The organism is Amycolatopsis sp. NPDC104819, from assembly GCF_055583145.1.
The window spans coordinates 95,807-116,674 of sequence record NZ_JBVJON010000016.1; the positions used below are offsets into that span (position 1 = coordinate 95,807).

Below are 20,868 nucleotides of genomic sequence, written 5' to 3' on the forward strand. Positions count from 1 at the left end.
CGAGGGGACCATATGGGGGTATGGGACAAACCACCCGAAGGGGCGTGGGGTTTGGGGGGGGGGGGGGGGGAGGGGCGGGGGGGGGGGGGGGGGGGGGGAACCCCCCCCCCACCCCCCCCACGACGGCGTCAGCCGCGCAGGGCCTCCGACAGCTTGATGCGGCTGCCGATCCGCAGCACGCTGTTGCCGTAGATCCGCCCGCCCAACCAGGTCAGCAGCGCGACCAACGCGACCGTCAACCCCAGCGACAGCGCGATCTCCCAGCCCGCCGCCGCGCCGGTCGAGATGCGGGCCGGCATCAGGATCGGCGAGAGCAGCGGGATCAGCGAGAGCACCTTGGTCCCGGTGCCCGACGGGTCCTGCAGCAGCAGGTTGATCCCGGCGATGAACCCGACGATCAGGACGATGTTGAGCGGCGAGACCACCGACTGCGTGTCCTCCTGCCGCGACACCAGCGACCCCAGCGCGCCGTAGATCGTCGCGTACAGCAGGAAACCGAGCAGGTACCAGAGCAGGCCCCACAGCAGTGTCCCGGTCGCGAAGCCGGACAGCGAGAACACGCCGGTCGCCGACGCCGCCGCCAGGCCGGCCGCGCCGAGGATCACCAGCTGTGTCAGGCCGACCAGGCCGAGCCCGATCACCTTGCCCAGCAACAGCTGCCACGGCCGGACGCTGGCGAGCAGGATCTCCACGACCCGGCTCGACTTCTCCTCGACGACCCCCTGGGCGACCATCATCCCGTAGGTGATGATGCTCATGTAGAGCAGGAAGGCGACGATCAGGCCGACGATGAGCCGCTGGGTCTGATCGGCCGGCTCCGGCGACAGAGCGTCGTCCTGGACGTGGGTGCCGTGGACCTGGGCCATCACCTCGGCGGGCTCGAGCTGCGCGGACGACAACACGCCGTCGAGCACCTGCTGCTGCGCGACCTGGTCGAGCACCCGGCGCAGCTGGTCGTCCAAAGAGGACTTGTAGGTGGCGGTCAGCTTCGCCGCGCTGCCCGAGACGAGCGCGTCGAGGTCGCCGTCCTCGACCTGCTTCCGGCCCTCCGCCGGATCGGTCACGACGGCCGTCGAGATCTCCCGCCCGGACAAGGCGGCTTGCGTCTGCAGCTGCTGGGCGATCCCGATCGCCTGGCCGGTGAGCCCGACCTTGTTCTTGCCCGCCGAACCCGCCAGCGAGCTCTGGAACCCGACGTACCCCAGCAGCAGCACCAGCAGCACGACGGTGCCGATCACGAACGAGCGGGTGCGCAGCCGCGTGTTCAGCTCGCGCTTCATCACGAGCCAGACGGCCCGCCGGCCACTCAGCTTCCTCATCGCGGTTCCCCCCTGTCGGCCACGGCGTCGCGGAAGAGCTCGGTCAGCGACCGGCGACGACGGCTGAACTCGGTGACCGGCCCGGTCGCCAGTGCGGCGGCGAGCACGGCCTGGTCGTCGGCGCTCGGGTCGAGCTCGAGCACCGTGGTGGCGCCGTTCTCCTCCAGCACACGCACGCCGGGCAGGCTCGCGGCCCAGCCCGGACGCCCGGCCGGCGCGGTGACCACCAGTTTGCTGGCTGCCCCCGACGTCAGCTCGTCAACGGTGCCGACGGCGACCATCCGGCCGTTGCGGATGATCCCGACCCGGTCGCACAGCCGCTCGACGAGGTCGAGCTGGTGGCTGGAGAAGACCACCGGCACCCCGGCGGCGGCCTTCTCCCGCAGTACCCCGCTCATCACGTCGACGGCCAGCGGGTCGAGGCCGGAGAACGGCTCGTCGAGCACCAGCACGGCCGGGTCGTGCACCAGCGCGGCGGCCAGCTGGACACGCTGCTGGTTGCCGAGGCTGAGCTTCTGCACCTCGTCGCGGCGACGCTCGGCCAGCCCGAGCCGGGTGATCCAGTTCTCGGCGTTGCGGTGCGCCTCGTTCGCGCTCAGGCCGTGCAGCTCGGCCAGGTAGACGAGCTGGTCGAGCACCTTCATCTTCGGGTACAGCCCGCGTTCCTCGGGCATGTAGCCGATGTGCGTGCGCGCTTCGTGCGTGATCTTCTCGCCGCCGAACCGCACCTCACCGCCGTCGGCGGCCAGCACCCCCAGCGCGATCCGCATGGTCGTCGTCTTGCCGGCGCCGTTGCTGCCGACGAAGCCGAACAGCTCCCCGGCCCGGACGTCGAACGTCACGCCGTCCAGCGCGACCTTGGCGCCGTAGCGCTTGGAGACCGTGTCGATCTCCAGTGTCCCCTCACTCATTCCCCATCCCCTCCTCGAAGTCCTCGGGGTCGTCGTCCGGCAGCGACCAGCCCAGCACGATCGGCGGGACGGTGGTGCCGGTGACCAGCAGCGCGGACAGCATCATCGCGCCACGGACGCCGCCCTCTTCGGCGTGGGCGATCACCAGGCTGTAGATCAGCGCGACGACCATCAGGAAGGCCAGCGCCTGGTAGCCGATGAAGGTGACGCGGTGGCGCCACTCGCGCTCGCGTTCGTCCAGCAGCCGCGAAAAGCCGCCGCTCATCCGGCCGGTCAGGATCCGCAGCAGCATGAAAGCAGTGCCGCCGAGCAGGATGCTGCCGGCCCACAGTCCGAAGTAGAGCCAGTCGTTCGCCACGGTGAACATGGTGGCGCTGACGATCAGCACCAGATCGGCCCCGGCCAGCACGACGGCCAGCGACCGCCGTCGCCGTCGTGTCCGCCAGCGGGGCAGCTGCCGCGCCGCCTGCCGTTCTCGTTCGTCAAGTTTGTCCAGCTGACGTTCCCAGTAGGCCGCGAGCCGGCCTGGTCGTTCGGTCATGCTCCCCCCTCGCGGTAGACCTGGGTGGACAACGGCGTGAACGGCGCGCGGCTGAACACCGCTTCGACGGGCAGGTCGAACACCGCGCAGATCCGGAACGCCAGGTCCAGGCTCGGATAGTGGTCCCCGCGCTCGAGCGCGCCGATGGTCTGCGGGTTGACCTCGACGGCATCGGCGAGCGCGGCCCTGCTCAACCCGCGCTCGGCTCGAAGCACGGGAAGCCGGTTGTAGATCGGCAGCTCCTTGCCGCGTCTGACCGGGCTCATGGAACGTACTGTTGCAAAAACCCAACGAGTCGTCAACTCAAGAGAACATCAAGAAGGATTTGGGTGGGGATGAGGGGGTGACCGGCCCGCATGCCATGAATGACTCATTCATGGCGTCGGACGTCAGGGTCCCGGCAAAGTCGGGGCGGACGTGACCGGCGGGCCGCTGCGATGTCGTGAATGACTCATTCACCTCGTCAGAGGTCATGAATGAGTCATTCATGACCTTCCCGGACCGCGACCACGACCTCCGGTGTGGTGTACCTGGCCGTCTGCGCTACGAGCCGACCGGCGAATCCGACTTGGCCGGAACCCTGGCGTCGGACGTAGTGAATGGGTCATTCATGGCAACGCCGCGGGTGTTCTCGGGCTCGTTGGGCGGGAGTGGGAGGCCGCCTGGGTGGGGATACTGCTCGGCCCAGGTTGGCGTTGTTCGCGCCGGACCTGCCCGGGTGGAGGCTTCCCGGGCCACGGCTGTCGACTGTCGCGAACGACCCATGGGGGACGCGAGATGTCCCCAATGGGTCATTCGCGACGTTTGGTGCCCCGGTCGCGCAACCCGTCAGGTCAGTCCGGCCAGCGACTTGTCGACAAGCTCCGCAACCCGCGGCGCAGCCGCAGCGGCATCCGACGGGACCAACGCCAGCCGAGTCCGGCGCTCCAGCACGTCCTCGACGTCCAGCGCCCCCTCGTTCCGCACCGCCCAGACCACCTCGGCCGCCGTGATCTCGGTTCCCGGGGCCACCGGCGCCGCGAACTCCGTGTCCAGCTCGCCCAACGCCGCCACCCGCGGGGCCTCCGTCCCGTACCGGGCCACCAGCCGCGGAGCAGCGTCCACAAGGGACAAACTCGACCGCGCGGCCGCGCCCAGCAACGGCAGGCGAGCAGTCCGGCAAGGCGACGCCGTGAGCCCGGCCAGCCGCACCGCCGCGTCGACGGCGTCCTCCGCCATCCGCCGGTACGTGGTGAGCTTCCCGCCGACCACCGTCAGCAGGCCGTCGGAACCGGCGAGCACCGCGTGCTTGCGGGACAGGTCCGCGGACCGACCGCCGCCGCCCTCCACCAGCGGGCGCAAGCCCGCGTACGACCCCGCCACGTCCGCGCGGGTCAGCGGACGCGCCAGCACGGAAGAGGCCAACGAAAGCAGGAAGTCCACATCGGACTCAGGAACGGTTGGCACATCGGGAATCTCGCCGGAGACCGGCTCGTCCGTCAGTCCCAAGTAGACCCGGCCGTCCGGCTGAGGAAGCAGGAAGACGAACCGGTTGGTCTCGCCCGGCACACCGATGTTCACCGACGTGGTCCCCATCGGCACCGTCCCCGGCGCGAGCACCAGGTGTGAACCGAGGGACGGCCGCAGCCGCACCGAGCCGGTGAGGGTGCCCGCCCACACGCCCGTCGCGTTGATCACCTGGCGGGCGTGGATGTCCAGTGTGTCACCCGAAACGCCGTCGCGAACCCGGACCCGGTCGGCGGAAACCGACAACGCCGAAAGCCGGGTCAGGATGCGCGCGCCGAACGTCGCCGCCGTGCGGGCCAGGGACACCACCAGGCGCGCGTCGTCGACCAACGCGCCGTCGTACGCGAGGAGCGCGCCGCGCAAGCCCACCGGCGACAACCCCGGGGCCAGCGCCAACGCCTCGGCGGTGGGGATCGACCGCGGCCGGGGCAGCACGGATGACGGCGTGCGCGCCGCGCGGCGGAGGCCGTCTCCCGCGTGCAGGCCGGCTGCCACGATGGCCTGCTGGGCCCGGGAAGTGCTGGGGTACAACGGAAACAGCTGCGGCATCGCCCGCGTGAGGTGCGGCGCCGTGCGTGTCATCAGGACGCCGCGCTCGACAGCGCTTTCGTGCGCCAGCCCGAGCTCGCCGTGCGCCAGGTACCGCAGGCCGCCGTGGACGAGCTTCGACGACCAGCGGGACGTCCCGAACGCCAGGTCGTGCGCCTCGACGAGCGCCACCGACAACCCGCGCGTCGCCGCGTCCAACGCGATTCCCGTGCCGGTGACACCGCCGCCGACCACCACCACGTCGACACGCTCGCCCGACGCCAGCTCCGCGAGCTCGCGGTCCCGGCGCCGGGCGTTGAGTGAGCCGGACGTCATGGTTGCAACGCCGAATCGAGCACGTGGGTGAACTCCGCCAGCAGCGCTTCCTCGTCGACGTCCGCCGTGGCCGGGCGCAGGGAGAACGCGAAGGACTGGACCACCAGCAGCACCGACCGGGACTGCGCCGCGACCGGCGCGCGCCGGACCGAGCCGTCCTGGTGGCCGGCCTCGAGGAGCTGGTGCAGTGCCTGCTCGGCGAACTTCTGCGTCGCGCCGAGCCGCTCCACGATGTACGGCAGCAGCAGTTCCGGGTCGACGTCGAGCAGCGTGCGGAACAACGGGTCTGCCGACAGCGAGCGGACGCCGGCCGAGGCGATGAGCACCAGCCGTTCACGGCTGTTCGCGGCGTCGGCGCCGCGCTCGCTCGCGGTGCGCAGCAGTCCGCTGAACTCCCGCGTCATCAGGGCGGCGAGCACACTGCGGACGTCGGGAAACCGGCGGTAGACCGTCATCCGGCTGACGCGGGCGGTGCGGGCGATTTCGGCGAGTGTGGTGCGACGCACACCGACGGCCAGCACGCAGGAGCGCGCGGCGTCGAGCAGCACGTCATCGGCCACGCGCGTCGCCGTCTGGCGGTTGCGGGTGTCCGCGAGCGCGGAGGAACCCGCGTTCTGTGTGGTGTGACGTTTCACGTCCATATGTCACACTGTAGTCGTGAACGAGCTGATTGACCACCGTCTCCGACGGTCCTGGACCCCGGAAGCCGCCGACGCCGCCGAGCTGCCCGCGCGGGCGGCCAAGTGGCTCGACCAGCGTATCGGTCCGATCGGGGCCGGCGCCGCCCCAGCGGCCGAAATGACGGCGGAAATACCGTCACCGAAACTCGGCGAACCTGCGTCCGAGGCGCTCGCCGCGGTGGTCGGCGCGGAAAACGTGCTGGTGAACGACGCTTCGCGGCTCGCGCGGGCGACCGGACTGTCCTACCTCGACCTGCTGCGCCGCCGGTCGGGGTCGGCGGACTTCCCGGTCCCCGACGCGGTGGTCCTGCCGGCCGACCCGGCCGAGGTCCAGGCCGTACTCGACGTCTGCGTCCGGCACGACGTCGGAGTGGTGCCCTTCGGCGGCGGCACCTCGGTGGTCGGCGGCGTCTCGGCGCTGCGCGGGGACAAGGCGTCGGTGATCGCGCTCGACCTCGTCCGGCTCGACGCGCTGGTGTCGGTCGACACCGAGTCGCGCATCGCCGTGCTGCAGGCGGGGGTTCGCGGTCCCGAGGCCGAGCGCCTCCTCGGCGAACACGGCCTGACGCTCGGGCACATCCCGCAGTCCTTCGAGCGGGCCACGATCGGCGGTTTCGCGGCGACCCGCTCGGCCGGGCAGGCGTCGTCGGGGTACGGGCGGTTCGAGGACATGGTGACCCGCGTGCGGCTGGCCACCCCGCGCGGCGAGTGGAAGCTCGGTGTCGCGCCGGCGTCCGCCGCCGGGCCAGACCTGCGCCAGCTCGCGGTCGGCAGCGAAGGCGCGCTCGGCGTGATCACCGAGGTCGCGCTGCAGGTGCGGCCCGCACCGCCGGTCCGCCGGTACGAGGGTTATGCGCTGCCCAGCTGGGAAGCGGGCCGGGAGGCCGTGCGCGACCTGGCGCAGAACCACGCGCTCGCCGACGTCACACGACTGTCCGATGGGGACGAAACCGCGGTGTCACTGGCGTTGAACGCGGGACTCAAAACGACGGCGCTGCGCCGTTACCTCGCGGCACGCGGTGTGCCGCACCCGTGTTTCCTCATCGTCGGCTGGGAGGGCACCGCGCACGATGTGGCCTTGCGACGCCGGGAAACCGCGCGCCGGCTCAAGGCTTCGGGCGCCGTGCGGGTCGGCAAGGCGCTCGGGGAGTCCTGGCGCCACGGCCGGTTCGCCGGTCCTCGGCAGCGGGACATGCTTCTGGATCAAGGAGTCTGCGTCGAAACGCTGGAGACCGCAGCGTACTGGTCCACTGTGGACGAGCTGCGTGACGACGTTCGCGCGGCGCTGACGGCGTCCTTGGGGCGGGCGATCGTGATGTGCCACATCTCGCACGCGTACGAGACCGGCGCGTCGCTCTACTTCACCGTGCTGACCGCGCGCGACGAGACCGACCCGGTCGGCCAGTGGCAGCGGGCGAAGGCGGCCGCGTGCGAGGCGATCTCCGGCCTGGGCACGATTTCACACCACCACGCCGTCGGTGTCGACCACGCGCCGTACCTGAAGGCAGAGATCGGCGAGCTGGGTGTCGAGGTCCTGCGCGCGGCGAAGTCCACTGTGGACCCGACCGGGATCCTCAACCCGGGGAAGCTGGTCTGAGCACTTCGCAGGGAACACCGTGGCCGTCCGCGGCGACGCCGTCGAGCGCGGCCGCCTCGGCCTGCGGGACGTCGGCGGTGCGCACCGGTTTGCCGTCCACCAGCAGGGGATAGCGGATCGACGCGGCGCCGACGTAGCTGCACACCTCGGTCAGGCGCGTGCCGTCTTCGAGGGTGATGTCGGGCTCGGTCAGCCGGGCCAGGTGGTACCGCGTGCCGCGGCCCTCGCAGCGGTCGAGCACCGCGAGCTGGTCCGGTGTCACGAACCAGACGGCGTGCTCCTCGACGCCGTCCATCGCGATGAGGGTGGCCGGGCGCTGGTCGTCGACCACGCGGAAGCCGGCCGCCCACACCGCGGCGAGCCCGCCGCAGCGCGCGTGCGCGACCACGACCGGGCCTTCGAGCCCGAGCCGCGCCCGCAGCCAGGTGATCTTCGACGGGTTCGCGTTCGAGCCGTAGGCGAGCACGGCCATCCGGTCGCGCCAGCCCGCGGGCGCGGCGTCGAGCGGGTGCCCGACGCCGTCGACGTGCACGAACGAGAAACCCGGCCGGGCGCCCGGGTAGGGCTCGGCCGGGTACTCGTCGTCGGTGAACAGGGTCAGAACGTCACCACGCTGCGCAGGACGTCGCCGTGGTGCATGCGCTCGAAGGCCTGCTCGACGCCGTCGACACCGATCCGTTCGGTGACGAACTTGTCGAGCGGCAGCCGGCCCTGCAGGTAGAGGTCCACGAGCATCGGGAAGTCGCGGGAGGGCAGGCAGTCGCCGTACCACGACGACTTGAGCGAGCCGCCGCGCGAGAAGAAGTCGATCAGCGGCAGGTCGTTCAGGCGCATCTCCGGCGTCGGGACGCCGACGAGCACGACGGTGCCCGCGAGGTCGCGGCCGTAGAAGGCCTGCCGCCAGGTCTCCGGGCGGCCGACGGCGTCGATCACGACGTCGGGACCGAAGGAGTTCGTGGCGTCCTGCATGGCCTCGACGACGGCTTCTTCGCTGAGCCCGCGGCTGTTGACGGTGTGCGTCGCGCCGAAGTCCTTGGCCCACTCGAGCTTCCGGTCGTCCATGTCGATCGCGACGATCGTGGTGGCCCCGGCGAGCTTCGCGCCGGCGATGGCGGCGTCACCGACTCCGCCGCAGCCGATGACGGCGACCGAGTCGCCGCGGGTGACGGCGCCGGTGTTGATCGCCGCGCCGAGCCCGGCCATCACGCCGCAGCCGAGCAGCCCGGCGACGGCCGGTTCGGCGTCGCGGCTGACCTTCGTGCACTGTCCGCTGTGGACGAGCGTCTTCTCGAGGAAGGCGCCGATGCCGAGGGCGGGTGAGAGGTTGGTGCCGTCCGCGAGCGTCATCGGCTGGGCGGCGTTGAACGTCGAGAAGCAGTACCACGGCTTGCCGCGCCGGCAGGCCCGGCAGGTGCCGCAGACGGCGCGCCAGTTGAGGATGACGTAGTCGCCGGGCTCGAGATCGGTCACACCCGCACCGACGGCTTCGACCACCCCGGCGGCCTCGTGGCCGAGCAGGAACGGGAAGTCGTCGTTGATCCCGCCCTCGCGGTAGTGCAGGTCGGTGTGGCAGACCCCGCAGGCCTGCACGTTCACGACGGCCTCGCCCGGCCCGGGATCGGGGACGAGGACGGTCTCCAGCGAGACGGGCTCGCCCTTCGCCCGCGAAATGACCCCCTGGACCTCGTACGGCATGCGAATCCACCTTCCGGCCGCGCTGCTGGTGCTGCCCGCAGCTAATCACGGATCATGCGGAGATGGCGACATCCGCATGAGTGAGGTTCGGTGGTGAGGGTGCAACGGGTTGCGTAGTCCGCAACTCCAGGCCGCGATGACATCCAGGTCGCGGGTCGTCAGACCGGCACTCGCGGGGACGGTGTGGAGCAACGCCGGGCCCGGGTGGTGGCTCGCCACCCAGGACCGGTCCGCGTCGGTGGTTTCGTCGTCGATCCAGGCGAACGGGCGTCCCGCCGCCCGCTCGACGATGCGCCGCGTCTTCCAGTGCGTCCCGGGACCGGTGTCCTCGTCGGGGAAGTCGAGCACCGGGAGCGGCGGCAGGCCGAGCAACGGGGCGATGCACTCGTTGGCGTCGTCCGCCCAGGTGGTGGCCCAGACGAGGTCGCACCCGAGGGCGAGCAGCCGCGGGCCGAGGCTCGGGTCGATCCGGCGAAGCAGCGGATTGCCCGGGCCGGTGTCCGTGAAGACTTCGTACTCGCCGGAGCTGCGCCCGAACGGGATCAGCGGGCCGTCGACGTCGAGGAACAGCAGAGGCCGGTGCATGGCTTCGGCAGTCTTTCACGGGCCTCCGGCCCCCGGCTTCCAGTTTACCGGGACCCACCGACAGTTCCGGGTGGCTCCGGCAGCGCCATCGACGCCAGCCGCGCCGGGTCGGCGACCGCCGTTATCGCCGAAATCAGCTCTCCCACCACCGTGAACGCCACCACCGACAGCGGGCTGCCGTCCGGGCGCCACGCCACCACTCCCGGCAGGCCGCCCACCAGGACCTCGCGTCCGCCCGAAGCCGCGCCGAAACGTGCGCCCGCCGCCACGCTCGTCGCGCCCAGGACCACCACCACGCCGCCCGGGGTGTCGACCGTCAGCTGGACCTGGGGGTCGAGGACCCGCGGCAACCCCTCGAAGTCGCCGTCGCGGGCCGCCGTCAGGAACGCCTCGACCACCTTTCGCTGCTCGCGGCCCGGCGTCGCCGGGCGGGAGGCCTCGCGCACCTTGCGCCGGGCGCGGCTGGCGAGCATCTTCGTCGCGCCCGGGGACTTGCCGACGATGTGGGCGATCTCGTCGAACGGGACCGCGAACAGGTCGTGCAGCACGAACGCCACCCGCTCGCCCGGCCTGAGCGACTCCAGCACCACCAGCAGCGCGAGCCCGACCGAGCCCGACCGAGTCCGCCCGCGCCGCGTCCTCCTCCGGGCCCTCCTCGGCCGCCACCACGATCTCGTCGTACGGCGACTCGGGCCGCGACTTGCGCGAGCGCAGGACGTCCAGGCTGATCCGGCCGACCACCGTGGTCAGCCAGCCCTCGAGGTTCCGGATCGCCGCCGCGTCCTGGCGGGACAGCCGCAGCCACGCCTCCTGGACGACGTCCTCGGCGTCGGCGTGCGAGCCGAGCATGCGATGGGCGACCGTGCGCAGCCGGTCGCGCTGGGTCTCGAACGCCTCGGCCAGGGTGTCGGGCATCTTGTAACCGATGGAGGATCGATGGAAGCACGACTGAAGAGCTCCGGCAGCCCCGAGGTGACCGGAGCGGTCCAGCAGCTGTTCGCGGCGGTGCACGCCGGCGGCGTCGACCCGCTGCTGCTGGAGCTGGTCCACCTGCGGGCCAGCCAGATCAACGGCTGCAGCCCGTGCGCCTACGTCGGCGTCCAGGCGGCGAAGCGGCAGGGTGAGTCGGACGAGCGGCTGCACGCCGTCGTCACCTGGCGCGAGACGCCGTTCTTCACCGAGGCGGAACGGGCCGCGCTCGCGCTCACCGAAGCCGCCACCCGGATCCAGGACGGCGAGCCGGGCGTGACCGACGAGATCTGGGACGCCGCCGCCGGGCAGTTCGACGAGAAGCAGCTCTCCGCGATCATCCTGAACATCGCGTTGACCAACTTCTTCAACCGGATCAACCGCACGATCCGGGAGCAAGCCGGCAAGACCTGGTGAACTACGCGGGCGTGATGATGTACACGACCCCGCCGGGGCCGCTCGCCACGGTCCCGTCGGCCCGGTACCGCTTCGTCCGCTGCCAGATCTTCTCGAACTGGTCCCGCTTGTAGACGTTCCGGACCCGGTCGTTGCTGCTGGACGCCGGGTCGTTGACGATCACGTCGCCGTCCTTCGTGAACCCGACGACCACCATGATGTGCCCGGCCGTGCCGTAGCCGGCGCCGTCGAGCTCCTCGGACAGGAAGGACTGCGACGTGATCACCGGGATGCCGCGGGCGATGTAGGTCTCGAGCTCGTTCAGCGAGTGCAGCCGCGTGATGTGCCCACGCAGCCCGCGCGACGCCGCGTACGCCGTGTTGAACGGCCAGTTGCCGGTGCCGTCGTAGGCGTGGTCGTAGGTGTAGCGCGCCGCGAAGGCCACCGACGGGTCGACGTAGTCCGCGGGGATCCAGGACATCTCCGCCGCCGACGGCTTCTTGCCCCAGTACTCGGCCACCATCTCGGTGGACGTGGGGCTGCACCAGGCTTCGCCGCCCCCGCCGTACTGCGGGAACTGTCCCTTGTGGAGGTTCTGCGCGTACGCGGGCACCTTCAGCTCGATCCCGGTGGCACGGCCAGGCTTCGTCGTCCGGACGTCGAAGCGGTCCGGCACGGCCGAGGTCATCGCGCCCAGCGACGTCACCGACGGCGTCGCGCGCGAGCCCTGCTCCCGGTACAGGCTGATCCGCAGCTTGAACGACTTCAGCGTCACGCCGGCCTTCGTCACCAGCGTGTCGACGTCGACGAGTGCGTTCGTGTCGTCCTGGCCGTCGACGCTGGTGCGCAGGATGTCGGCGTCCCCACTGGCCCAGCGGCCCATCACGTACCACGCCGTTTCGGCGCCCGCCGACGTCTTGCCCTGCGCCTCGACCTGCAGCCAGGTCTTCGCCGGCGTCTGCGCGTTCCAGGACGCGACCAGCTGTGTCGCGCCGAAACCCTGGCGGTAGGACGGCGACGTCCACTGGCCGTACTCGTACGTCTTCGTGGTGCCGAGCTCGGGCTCGGTGTGCTCGACCGTGCCGACCGGGCGGGTGATGCGCAGGCCGTCGTGGGTGAGCGCGAGCCCGGCGAAGCTGCCCTCGTGCAGGCGGCCGCCGGCCCATTCGTGGTAGTCGATCGCCTCGTCGTCCCGGGGCACCGCCTCGGCGACCTGCGCGGTTACCGCGGTCAGCATGACAACCGACAATAAGGTGAACAGACTGCGTACGCGCATCCCGGCTCCTCGTTCGACCCACCCAGTAGCCAGGGATTTTTGCCGGTCGGGCCCGGTATGTAAACAGGTACCTAGAGGACGGCCTGGGTCTGTGTCACTTTCGCGACCAACTTGCCGTTGTCGTCGTGGATCTCCGTCTCCACCACGACGAACCTCCGGCCGGCGTGCAGTGGTCTGGACGACGCAGTCGCGTAGCCCGAACGCACGCCGCGCACGAAGTTCGTCTTCGACTCGACGGTCGTGGTGCCCTGCGCGCCCTCGGGCAGGTTGAGGAACGCGCACACGGCGCCGGTCGAGTCGGCCAGCGCCATGAGCGCGCCCCCGTGCAGCACGCCGCCGAGCGTGCAGAGGCTCTCGTCCCACTTCACCCGGCTGCGGACGAGCTCGCGCCCGTGCGCCAGCACCTCGATGCCGAGGCGCTCGGCGAACGGCATGGTCCGGTGGAAGAGCTCGGTGCCCTCGGGATCGGTCATGCCCCGCAGCTTGCCGGACGCCGGGCCGCCGCGCGATTACCTCCGGGGTAACGCGGGTCAGCTCAGCGGGTTCACCAGCAGCAGCTCGGTGTTGTGGTCGACGGCCTCGCCGACGCGGCCGAGGTCGACGTGGATGTCGTTGTACGACAGTTCGCGGTACAGCGACGCAAGCGCTTGCGGCGTCCGGGCGTCGTAGTCCACGGCGTACGGCGCTTCGGCCTCGATCAGCGTGGTGAACAGGGACAACGTGCCGTCGGCGTTGTCCGCGACCTCGACGATCCGAGCCTGCTGCGGGAAGTCGACGTGCGACGCGGTGTTGATCTCCCAGAAGCTCTGCTTCGGCGTGCTCCCGGCGTGCGCGGTGATCTTGTTGAGGTGCGTGTGGCCGTTGACCCACGCCAGCACGTTCGGGAACCGCTTGAGCAGCGCGACGAACGCGTTGCCGTCCAGGCGCGGGTCGAGCAGGTGGCGCGAGTCCGGCAGCAGGTTGCCCATCGAGCCGCTGGTGTGGTGGCTGAACAGGACGAACAGCTCGTCGGTGACGCCGTGGGTGACCTTGCGGCCGAAGAAGTCGTAGTAGGTCGAGCTGGCGGCCTTGAGCGTCGACTCGACCCAGCTGTACTGCGCGAGGCCGATCGAGCCGTCCGCGAGCCCGGCGTCGGTGGTCGTGTCGAGGCTGATCCCGGTGATGCCTGGCGCGATCCGGAACGTGTAGTAGACGTTCTTGCCGTCGGAGTTCGCGCTGGTGAAGCCGTGCCCGACCGGACCGGGGCCGGTGTTGGCGGGGTCGAGGTGCGCGCGGACGAACTCCGCGGTGCCGAACGGGCGGCGCCGCGCGTCCGGCGTGATCTCGCGGATGGTGCCCCCGCCGCCGAACAGCTCGGCGACCGGCACGCCCGACCCCTTCTTGACGGCGGCGGCGAGCTTCTTCGCGGTGGCCTCGTCCTTGCCGATGACCTTGTACTTCCCGGTGTACCAGGCGCTGATGCCCGGGATCTGCGCCGGCAGCGAGCCGACGATGCTGTCGTCGTGGTTGCCGAAGGTGCAGAACCACGGCACGTCGAGGCCGGGCGCGGTGAACGTCCGCTGGCCGGCTTCGAGCAGGCCGGGCAGCTGCGGGAAGCCCTTCGCGGAGTAGTCGTCACCCACGCCGGGGATCGACGGGTTCCAGAACTCGCTGTTGCCCGAGCTCTGGACACCTTCGTAGGCGTTCGTGTCGCCCGAGTTCGGCGTCACGCTGCCGCCGTTGAGGACCTTGAGGAACCAGTCGAGCTCGATCAGCTCGTGGTTGTCGGTGTTGTCGCCGGTGGTGACCATGAGGTCGAACGGCCGTCCGGTGAAGGGGCCCTGGCGAACGCTGTTGACGCGTTCGACGAGCGCGCTGGTCGCGACGGTGCCGAGAGCTTCCTGCGGCCGGTGCGCGGAGCCGATGAAGGGGTGCAGGTACTCGAAGCGCGCGGGGCTCTCGGCGTCGGTGATGTGCAGGTCGGTGAACTGCACGAACGCGCTGAGGGCGCGACGCCGGTCGTCGCGGCCGGCCTGCGGGGCGGCGAGGTCGCCGCGGACGACGAGCGGCCAGCCCGGGCCCGCGCTGAGCCGGCTGTAGGTCGCGGTGCCGCCGCCGGTGGCGACCTGTTCAAGCGTGGTCCCGGTGGTGCTGACCGAGCGGGTGGCGGTGCGCCGCAGGGCGCGGTCGAGGGCGTTCGCGGTCGGCGTGCACAGCAGGAGTCCGAGTCCGGCGGCGCCCGCGGTGGCGAAGGTGCGCCGGGTGAGTTCGGCCATGTGTTTTCGCTCCCCAGTTTCTCGGTTGCCCAGCACCGTGCCGGACGCCGGTGTCCGGGCGGTGAACGTGACATTTCGAGGTACCCTGTCACAGGTGTCGGGGTGGGTGTACCGCCGAAGGTCGTGGTCATTTCCGCCGGTGGGCGAGACCGTCGAGGATGACTTCGGTGCCCAGCGCGAAGAGAGCGTCGGCGGTTGTCTTGGCGAAGGCCGGGCCGAGTGCCTTGACGGCGGGGAAGTCGTCCAGCCGGTCCTGGAACGCCTGTGTCGCTTCGGGATCACGTTCCCGGACCGAACCGAGGACGTGCGCGGTGAGCAGCTGCGAGATGCCCGCGGTGTCCTCGGGGGAGAAGCCGGCGTCCCGGAGGATCCGGACGGTGGTTTCGATGTGGGCCAGCCGGTTCGGGCCGGGCGGGCGGTCGCGGAGCAGGGTGGCGGCGTCGCGGTGCTTGAGGAGCAGCGCGCGGAACTGGTTCAGGCCCTGCTCGAGCTGGTCGCGCCACGGCCGGGTGCCGTCGATCTCGAAGGCGTCTTCGCAGATGGTTTCGGCGAGGAGGTCGAGGAGCTGGGCCTTGTCCTTGACGTGCCAGTAGAGCGTCGGCGAGCTGACGCCGAGCCGGGCGGCGAGCCGCCGGGTGCTCAGCTCGGCGAGGCCGGCTTCGTCCAGCAGTTCGAGAGCGGCTTCGGTGATCCGGCGGCGATCGAGCGGCACCCGGCGCACTCTATCAGTGGTAGATTGGTCTCTATCACTGATAGAGGGGGCTGGGATGCGGTGGTGGGTGGCCGGGTGTTCGCTGGTTTTCGCGATCGGGACGGCGCTGCAGAACTTCGTGGTGATCTCACCCGAACTGGTGGCCCGCGCGGCTTTCCTGTCGGGAGCGCCGGCGTCGGACGGCTTCCTGACGGGGCTGCGCCTGGTGGGGGACGTCTACCTGGTGGGCAACTTGCTGGGTCTGCTGGTGCTCACCGGGCGCGCGTGGGTGTGGTGGGTGGTGCTGGTGGTGAACGCGACGCAGGCGTTGGGCGTCTTCGTGATCCCGCCGTCGGTGTGGCGGGCGACGGTGGATCTGTACGGCTGGGCGGGGCTGCTGCCGTCGCTGGTGACGGACGGCGGCGCGCTGGTGCTGACGGTGGTGCTCGTGGTGTGGCGGCTCAGGTCCCGCCCAGGCCGGACTCCGTCACCCCGCGGACCAGGTACCGCTGCAGGAACACGAACAGCAGCACGATCGGCAGGATCGACACCGCCGCCGCCAGGAAGAGCAGGTTCAGCTGGGGGTTCTGCGCCGTCAACAACCCCGACAGCGCCACCTGGACCGTCCACGAGTCCGGGGACTGGGCGATGATCAGCGGCCACAGGAACGCGTTCCAGCTGCCGATCACCGTGATGACCGCGATCGCCGCGAAGAAGCCGCGGGAGTTCGGGACCACGATGCGCCAGAACACTCCCCAGCGCGTCAACCCATCCACCCGGCCTGCTTCCTCCAGCTCGCGCGGGAAGTCCAAAAAGTACTGCCGGAACAGGAACACGCTGAACGCGCTGAACAGCCCCGGGATCACCAGGCCGCGGAAGTCCGAGAGCCAGCCGAGCGTCGAGACCACCACGAAGCTCGGCACGAACGTCACCGACGTCGGGATCATCAGCGTCGCCAGCACCGCGTAGAATACCACTCGTGAGTGGCGGTACGGGATGCGCGCCAGGCCGTAGCCCGCCAGCGAGCAGATCACCAGCAGGCCGGTCGTCTGCAGGGTCGCGACCAGCGCCGAGTTCAGCAAGCTCCGTCCAAAAGGGACGTCCGAAAGGGAGAACAGCCGCGAGAAGTTCTCCCAGTGCACTGTGGACGGGAAGAACGTCCACTCCGGAGCGGTGATCTCCGCCCGGGACGCCAGGCCGTTGCGCAGCAGCAGGTAGAACGGCAGCAGGAACAGGACCGCCGCCACGGCGAGGGACGCCCAGCGCAGGACCGCCTTCATGACGCACGCCCGAAGCGGAGCACGCGGCCCTGCAGCAGCGTCACCAGCGCGATGATCAGCGCCAGGATCACCGCACCCGCGCTGCCGCGGCCGAGGTCCTGGCCGCCCGAACCCAAAGACGTGTAATACAGGTACACCAACGGTGGCCGGGCGAACGGCGGGTAACCACGGGAGTCGCCCATGATGTTGTAGAACTCGTCGAACGCCTGGTACGCGTTGATCAGGTTCAGCAGCAGCACCGCCACGGCCGTCGCGCGCAGCTGCGGCAGCGTGATGTGCCGGAAGACCTGCCAGCCCGGCTTCGCGCCGTCGAGCCACGCGGCCTCGTACAGGTGCCGCGGGATGCGTTGCAGCGCCGCGATGAACAGGATCATGTAGAACCCGAGCTGCAGCCACAGCCGCGCCGTCACCAGCACGACCCAGTACAGCGGCGGGCTGACCGTCCCGGTCCAGGCCACCGGGTCCGCGCCGAACAGCGCGAGCACCGTGTTCGCCAGTCCGTACCGGACACCCGAGAACAGCGACGTCTTCCAGATCAGCGACGCCACGACGTACGAGCACGCGAACGGCAGGAAGAACACCGACCGGAAGAACGCCCGCGCGAACCGCAGCTGGTTGACCCCCAGCGCCAGGGCCAGCGACAGCACGAACGTCAGCGGCACGATGAACACCGCGAACACGCTGAACGTGCCCAGGCTCGACAGGAACGGCTCGTCGGTGAGCATGTGCCCGTAGTTGTCCAGCCCGACGAACTCCGTCGGCGTCACCGTGTTCCGGGCGTCGAAAAAGGACAGGTACGCGCTCCAGCCGATCGGCAGGTACGCAAAAACCGCCAGCCCCAGCAGGAACGGCCCGACGAACAGCCAGAACGTCCGCGCGTCGCGCCGGTTCATCCGAACAGGCGCTTCAGCTCAGCCCGCGCGACTCCGACCGCCGTCTTGACCTGCGCCGCCGGGTCCGCTCCCTCCTTCGCGATCTTCGCGACCGCGTCCGACAGCGCCGTGTTCGCCTGCTGTGTCCACACCGGACCGCCGACGAGGTGGCTGTTCTCCTTGACGAACCGGGCGGCGTCGGCCGCCGGTCCCGAAGCCAGGCTGTCCGCCTTGGCGACCAGGCTCTGGCGGGCCGGGACGTGGAAGCCGAACTTCGTCGCGAACTCCAGTTGGTCCTGCGTCTGGTCGACCCACAGCCACTTCACGAACGCCTTGGCCTCGCCGACGTGCACGCTCTTGGCGTTCACCATCGCGCCGTACGCGCCGACCGGGACCGAAGGCGCGCCGGTGCCGTCGAGCCGCGGGAACGGCAGCACGCCGAAGTCGTCGTCGAACGCGTCGCGGATCTTCGGCACGTTCCACAGGCCGGTCCACTGCATCGCGGCCAGCCCGTCGATGAACGCGCCCGGGTCCGACCAGTCCGCCGGCGCGCCGAGCAGCAGGGAACCGTTGGTGTTCAACGTGTGCAGCTTGCCGAGCGCGGTCGCCGCGCGCGGGTCGTCGAAGCCGACTTCGCGGTTGCCGTTCTTCAGGTAGTCGAGGCCGGCCGACCACAGGAGCGGGCCGGTGAGCACCCCGACCCCGCCGTCGTTGCCCGCGAAGAAGCCCTTGACGCCGTCCTTCGTCAGCTTCGACGCCGCGTCGATCAGCTCGTCGACGGACTGCGGCGGCTGCACTCCGGCGGCCTGCAGCAGGCTCTTGCGGTAGAAGAGCACCTGCGTGTCGGTGGCCTGCGGGATGCCGTAGACCTTGCCTTCGACGGTCTGCGCGGCGAGCACGGCCGGGCTGAAGTCGCCCTTGACCGACGCGATGACGTCGTCGAGCGAGACGACCTGGTTCTGCCGCACCCAGTCGATCTTGACCTGCGCCTCGAAGACGTCCGGCACCTTGCTGTTCTGCAGCGCGGTGACGATCTTCGAGTCGTAGTCGCCGGGGTTCCACTGGACGTCGACCTTCGCGCCCGGATAGCTCGCGGCGTACCGCTTGACGGCGTCCTGGACGCCGTCCTCGCCGTAGGCGTGGTACCACTGCTGCAGCGTCACCTTCGGCGCGTCGGACGGCGGCGGGCCCGCCGAGTAGGCCGTCGACGGCGGCGGGTCGCCCTGCCGCCCGGTGTTCGACCCGCAGGCCGCCGTAAGCGCGCCGACGCCCGCCAGCGCCAGGAACTTGCGCCTGTTGTGCATCCCCGGAACCCCTCCGTGAAGTTCGTGAAGGCCACGATGAGGAACACAGGGTTCCGCAAGGTGGCCTCCACGAACATGAAGACTCGCCGGAGATTTACCCGTTAGAGCTGCGCGATGTCGAGCTTTCCCTCGGAGTAGGACGCGCGGATCCGCTTCTTGTCGAACTTGCCGACGCTCGTCTTGGGCACTTCGTCCACGAACGTCCAGTTCTCCGGCAGCTGCCACTTCGCGACCTTGTCGCTGAGGAACTCGCGCAGCTCCTCGGGGGCGACGCTCTGGCCCTCCTTGAGCACGACGGCGACCAGCGGCCGCTCGTCCCACTTCTCGTCGGGGATGCCGACGACCGCGGCCTCGGCCACCGCGGGGTGCCCCATCACCTGGTTCTCCAGGTCGACCGAGGAGATCCACTCGCCGCCGGACTTGATGACGTCCTTGGCGCGGTCGGTCAGGGTCAGGAAGCCGTCCGGGCTGACGCGGCCGACGTCGCCGGTGCGCAGCCAGCCGTCGTGGAACTTGTCCGGGTCGATTTCCGACCCGCCGTAGTACGACCCGGCGATCCACGGGCCCTGGACCTCGAGCTCGCCGACGGCCTCGTCGTCCCAGGGCAGCACCGAGCCGTCGTCGTCGATCAGCCGGGCCCGCACGGACGCCGGGAAGCGGCCCTGCGTGTAGCGGTAGCGCCAGGCGTCGTCGCCGGTCGCGGTGGCGGGCGGCCGCGCGACGCTGCCCAGCGGCGACGTCTCGGTCATGCCCCAGGCGTGCAGGATCGACACGTTGTGCTTCTCCTGGAACGCGCGCATCAGCGACGGCGGCACCGCGGACCCGCCGACGACGACCTCGCGCAGGTGCGAGATGTCCTGCGGGTTCGCCTCGAGGTGGGCGAGCAGCCCCTGCCAGACGGTCGGGACCGCGCCGGCGAAGGTCGGCTTCTCCGCGGCCAGCATCGCCGCGATGGGCGCCGGCTGGAGGAACCGGTCCGGCATCAGCAGGGACGCGCCGACCATCAGCGCCGCGTACGGCAGGCCCCACGCCATCGCGTGGAACATCGGCACGATCGCCAGCGCCGTGTCGCTCTGCGCGAGGTTCATGCTGTCGCTCATGCAGACCTGCATCGAGTGCAGCCAGATCGAGCGGTGCGAGTAGGCGACGCCCTTGGGGTCACCCGTCGTGCCCGAGGTGTAACACATCGCGGCAGCCGAGCGCTCGTCGACGTCCGGCCAGTCGAAGGTGTCCGGCTGGGCGGCCAGCAGCTCGGCGTAGGCGTGCACCTGGATGCCGTCGGGCGCCTGCAGCGACGCCGCGTCGCCGTTGGCCACGATGACGTGCCGGACGGTCTTGAACTCCGGCAGCTGCTTCGCGAGCAGCGGGACCAGCGTGCCGTCGACGATGACGACGTGGTCCTCGGCGTGGTTGGCGACGAAGGTCAGCTGCTCGGGGAACAGGCGGATGTTCAGGGTGTGCAGCACGGCGCCCATCGCCGGGACGGCCAGGTAGGCCGCCATGTGCTCGGCGTTGTTCCACATGAACGTGCCGACGCGCTGGTCGCCGGTCACGCCGAGGCCGCGCAGGGCGTTCGCGAGCCGGGCGGCGTTCCGGCCGAGGTCGCCGTAGGTCTCGCGCCGGCTTTCTGAACCGGTCCAGGTGATGACTTCGCTCGCCGAGTGCACCGACGTGCCGTGGCGGAGCAGGTTCGCCAGCGACAGCTGGCCGTCCTGCATGGTGCTCAACATGGTCGCTCCCGGGGGTCGTTCGCCGGTGAACTGGGGTTGCGCCGACTCTAGTGCGGATCGGGTGAAGCGGGCATGGTCAACAACGGCTCCGTTCGGTCACGGTCGTCCCGCGATCGGGCGACGACCGAACGGTGATCATGATCGACTATTTTTGCGCTTTTCGTTGTAAGCAAGGAAATACGCGGCGAAACCCGGTGTAGCGGAGGCTTCACTTCCGGGTGAGTATGGCCACTCGGGACGGTTCTTGGGAGCGTTTCCGCAGGCCGGAGCGGGTTGCCCGCCGTCACCTCCGGGGGTAATAAGTGCGTGTCGGTTGCACGGCGTTGAACCCGGTGGCGTTTACTGGGGCCGTGGTAAGAGACGGCTGGCCAGCGCTTGCAGCAGCAAGCACGCACAA

General features: G+C 70.4%; 19 protein-coding genes and 1 pseudogene. 2 read left to right on the forward strand and 18 right to left on the reverse strand.

The features are described 5' to 3' along the window. Positions 1-128 precede the first annotated feature (128 nt). The 6 genes from ACZ63E_RS38585 to ACZ63E_RS38610 all read right to left on the reverse strand — a co-directional run bounded on the left by ACZ63E_RS38585 (position 129) and on the right by ACZ63E_RS38610 (position 5,701). Positions 129-1,319, reverse strand: a complete 1,191-nt coding sequence (locus ACZ63E_RS38585; protein WP_465341277.1) for an ABC transporter permease — start codon at positions 1,317-1,319, stop codon at positions 129-131. After that, entirely contained in the window at positions 1,316-2,230 is a 915-nt protein-coding gene (locus ACZ63E_RS38590; RefSeq protein WP_465341278.1) for an ABC transporter ATP-binding protein, read from the reverse strand. The genes ACZ63E_RS38585 and ACZ63E_RS38590 overlap by 4 nt, the downstream gene beginning before the upstream one ends. Continuing rightward, a complete protein-coding gene (locus tag ACZ63E_RS38595; protein ID WP_465341279.1) occupies positions 2,223-2,771 on the reverse strand; it encodes a hypothetical protein in 549 nt (182 codons plus the stop codon). The genes ACZ63E_RS38590 and ACZ63E_RS38595 overlap by 8 nt, the downstream gene beginning before the upstream one ends. Continuing rightward, the gene (locus tag ACZ63E_RS38600) at positions 2,768-3,037 is read right to left on the reverse strand and encodes a helix-turn-helix transcriptional regulator (protein ID WP_465302014.1); all 270 of its coding nucleotides are present in this window, start codon (positions 3,035-3,037) and stop codon (positions 2,768-2,770) included. Before ACZ63E_RS38600 ends, ACZ63E_RS38595 begins: the two co-directional genes overlap by 4 nt. 562 nt (positions 3,038-3,599) lie before the next feature. After that, complete coding sequence (locus tag ACZ63E_RS38605) at positions 3,600-5,141, reverse strand: glycerol-3-phosphate dehydrogenase/oxidase (protein ID WP_465341280.1); 1,542 nt, start codon at positions 5,139-5,141, stop codon at positions 3,600-3,602. Then, positions 5,138-5,701, reverse strand: a complete 564-nt coding sequence (locus ACZ63E_RS38610) for a TetR/AcrR family transcriptional regulator (protein WP_465341405.1) — start codon at positions 5,699-5,701, stop codon at positions 5,138-5,140. The genes ACZ63E_RS38605 and ACZ63E_RS38610 overlap by 4 nt, the downstream gene beginning before the upstream one ends. Before the next feature lie 97 nt (positions 5,702-5,798). Here ACZ63E_RS38610 and ACZ63E_RS38615 point away from each other — a divergent pair, with 97 nt between their 5' ends. Next, on the forward strand, positions 5,799-7,418 hold the full coding sequence (locus tag ACZ63E_RS38615) for an FAD-binding oxidoreductase (protein WP_465341281.1): 1,620 nt from the start codon (positions 5,799-5,801) through the stop codon (positions 7,416-7,418). Here the strand turns inward: ACZ63E_RS38615 and ACZ63E_RS38620 are convergent. The 4 genes and pseudogenes from ACZ63E_RS38620 to ACZ63E_RS38635 form a co-directional block, all read right to left on the reverse strand. Next, entirely contained in the window at positions 7,396-7,950 is a 555-nt protein-coding gene (locus ACZ63E_RS38620; protein WP_465341282.1) for a gamma-glutamylcyclotransferase, read from the reverse strand. The genes ACZ63E_RS38615 and ACZ63E_RS38620 overlap by 23 nt on opposite strands. Positions 7,951-8,015: 65 nt before the next feature. Further along, on the reverse strand, positions 8,016-9,113 hold the full coding sequence (locus ACZ63E_RS38625) for an S-(hydroxymethyl)mycothiol dehydrogenase (protein WP_465341283.1): 1,098 nt from the start codon (positions 9,111-9,113) through the stop codon (positions 8,016-8,018). A gap of 45 nt (positions 9,114-9,158) precedes the next feature. Continuing rightward, positions 9,159-9,698 (reverse strand): HAD domain-containing protein, encoded by a 540-nt coding sequence (locus ACZ63E_RS38630; RefSeq protein ID WP_465341284.1) that lies wholly within the window; start codon positions 9,696-9,698, stop codon positions 9,159-9,161. Between the two features lie 44 nt (positions 9,699-9,742). After that, positions 9,743-10,613: pseudogene (locus ACZ63E_RS38635) on the reverse strand (sigma-70 family RNA polymerase sigma factor). Between the two features lie 21 nt (positions 10,614-10,634). Here ACZ63E_RS38635 and ACZ63E_RS38640 point away from each other — a divergent pair. Further along, positions 10,635-11,084 carry a carboxymuconolactone decarboxylase family protein gene (locus ACZ63E_RS38640; protein ID WP_465341285.1) on the forward strand — a complete coding sequence of 150 codons (450 nt, stop codon included), beginning with the start codon at positions 10,635-10,637 and terminating at the stop codon, positions 11,082-11,084. A gap of 1 nt (position 11,085) precedes the next feature. Here the strand turns inward: ACZ63E_RS38640 and ACZ63E_RS38645 are convergent, their stop codons facing one another. The 8 genes from ACZ63E_RS38645 to ACZ63E_RS38680 all read right to left on the reverse strand — a co-directional run bounded on the left by ACZ63E_RS38645 (position 11,086) and on the right by ACZ63E_RS38680 (position 20,471). After that, positions 11,086-12,339, reverse strand: coding sequence for a peptidase C39 family protein (locus ACZ63E_RS38645; protein ID WP_465341286.1), 1,254 nt, complete (start codon positions 12,337-12,339; stop codon positions 11,086-11,088). Positions 12,340-12,410: 71 nt separating this feature from the next. Next, on the reverse strand, positions 12,411-12,812 hold the full coding sequence (locus tag ACZ63E_RS38650) for a PaaI family thioesterase (protein WP_465302028.1): 402 nt from the start codon (positions 12,810-12,812) through the stop codon (positions 12,411-12,413). A 57-nt stretch (positions 12,813-12,869) separates the two neighbouring features. Continuing rightward, positions 12,870-14,594, reverse strand: a complete 1,725-nt coding sequence (locus tag ACZ63E_RS38655; protein ID WP_465341288.1) for a TIGR03767 family metallophosphoesterase — start codon at positions 14,592-14,594, stop codon at positions 12,870-12,872. Positions 14,595-14,721: 127 nt separating this feature from the next. Continuing rightward, positions 14,722-15,306: a TetR/AcrR family transcriptional regulator C-terminal domain-containing protein gene (locus ACZ63E_RS38660; RefSeq protein WP_465341289.1), complete on the reverse strand. Its 585-nt coding sequence runs from the start codon at positions 15,304-15,306 to the stop codon at positions 14,722-14,724. 440 nt (positions 15,307-15,746) lie between these two features. Next, positions 15,747-16,565: a carbohydrate ABC transporter permease gene (locus ACZ63E_RS38665; RefSeq protein ID WP_465341290.1), complete on the reverse strand. Its 819-nt coding sequence runs from the start codon at positions 16,563-16,565 to the stop codon at positions 15,747-15,749. After that, entirely contained in the window at positions 16,562-17,458 is an 897-nt protein-coding gene (locus ACZ63E_RS38670; RefSeq protein WP_465341291.1) for a carbohydrate ABC transporter permease, read from the reverse strand. The genes ACZ63E_RS38665 and ACZ63E_RS38670 overlap by 4 nt, the downstream gene beginning before the upstream one ends. Beyond that, positions 17,455-18,741, reverse strand: coding sequence for an ABC transporter substrate-binding protein (locus tag ACZ63E_RS38675; RefSeq protein ID WP_465341292.1), 1,287 nt, complete (start codon positions 18,739-18,741; stop codon positions 17,455-17,457). The genes ACZ63E_RS38670 and ACZ63E_RS38675 overlap by 4 nt, the downstream gene beginning before the upstream one ends. 101 nt (positions 18,742-18,842) lie before the next feature. Further along, a complete protein-coding gene (locus ACZ63E_RS38680; RefSeq protein WP_465341293.1) occupies positions 18,843-20,471 on the reverse strand; it encodes a long-chain fatty acid--CoA ligase in 1,629 nt (542 codons plus the stop codon). Positions 20,472-20,868: the final 397 nt, after the last annotated feature.

Coding starts and splice junctions, on each gene's coding strand:
- ACZ63E_RS38585 (WP_465341277.1), bottom strand. CDS start 1,319: ATGAGGAAGCTGAGTGGCCGGCGGGCCGTCTGGCTCGTGATGAAGCGC.
- ACZ63E_RS38590 (WP_465341278.1), bottom strand. CDS start 2,230: ATGAGTGAGGGGACACTGGAGATCGACACGGTCTCCAAGCGCTACGGC.
- ACZ63E_RS38595 (WP_465341279.1), bottom strand. CDS start 2,771: ATGACCGAACGACCAGGCCGGCTCGCGGCCTACTGGGAACGTCAGCTG.
- ACZ63E_RS38600 (WP_465302014.1), bottom strand. CDS start 3,037: ATGAGCCCGGTCAGACGCGGCAAGGAGCTGCCGATCTACAACCGGCTT.
- ACZ63E_RS38605 (WP_465341280.1), bottom strand. CDS start 5,141: ATGACGTCCGGCTCACTCAACGCCCGGCGCCGGGACCGCGAGCTCGCG.
- ACZ63E_RS38625 (WP_465341283.1), bottom strand. CDS start 9,113: ATGCCGTACGAGGTCCAGGGGGTCATTTCGCGGGCGAAGGGCGAGCCC.
- ACZ63E_RS38630 (WP_465341284.1), bottom strand. CDS start 9,698: ATGCACCGGCCTCTGCTGTTCCTCGACGTCGACGGCCCGCTGATCCCG.
- ACZ63E_RS38640 (WP_465341285.1), top strand. CDS start 10,635: ATGGAAGCACGACTGAAGAGCTCCGGCAGCCCCGAGGTGACCGGAGCG.
- ACZ63E_RS38645 (WP_465341286.1), bottom strand. CDS start 12,339: ATGCGCGTACGCAGTCTGTTCACCTTATTGTCGGTTGTCATGCTGACC.
- ACZ63E_RS38650 (WP_465302028.1), bottom strand. CDS start 12,812: ATGACCGATCCCGAGGGCACCGAGCTCTTCCACCGGACCATGCCGTTC.
- ACZ63E_RS38655 (WP_465341288.1), bottom strand. CDS start 14,594: ATGGCCGAACTCACCCGGCGCACCTTCGCCACCGCGGGCGCCGCCGGA.
- ACZ63E_RS38665 (WP_465341290.1), bottom strand. CDS start 16,565: ATGAAGGCGGTCCTGCGCTGGGCGTCCCTCGCCGTGGCGGCGGTCCTG.
- ACZ63E_RS38670 (WP_465341291.1), bottom strand. CDS start 17,458: ATGAACCGGCGCGACGCGCGGACGTTCTGGCTGTTCGTCGGGCCGTTC.
- ACZ63E_RS38675 (WP_465341292.1), bottom strand. CDS start 18,741: ATGCACAACAGGCGCAAGTTCCTGGCGCTGGCGGGCGTCGGCGCGCTT.
- ACZ63E_RS38680 (WP_465341293.1), bottom strand. CDS start 20,471: ATGTTGAGCACCATGCAGGACGGCCAGCTGTCGCTGGCGAACCTGCTC.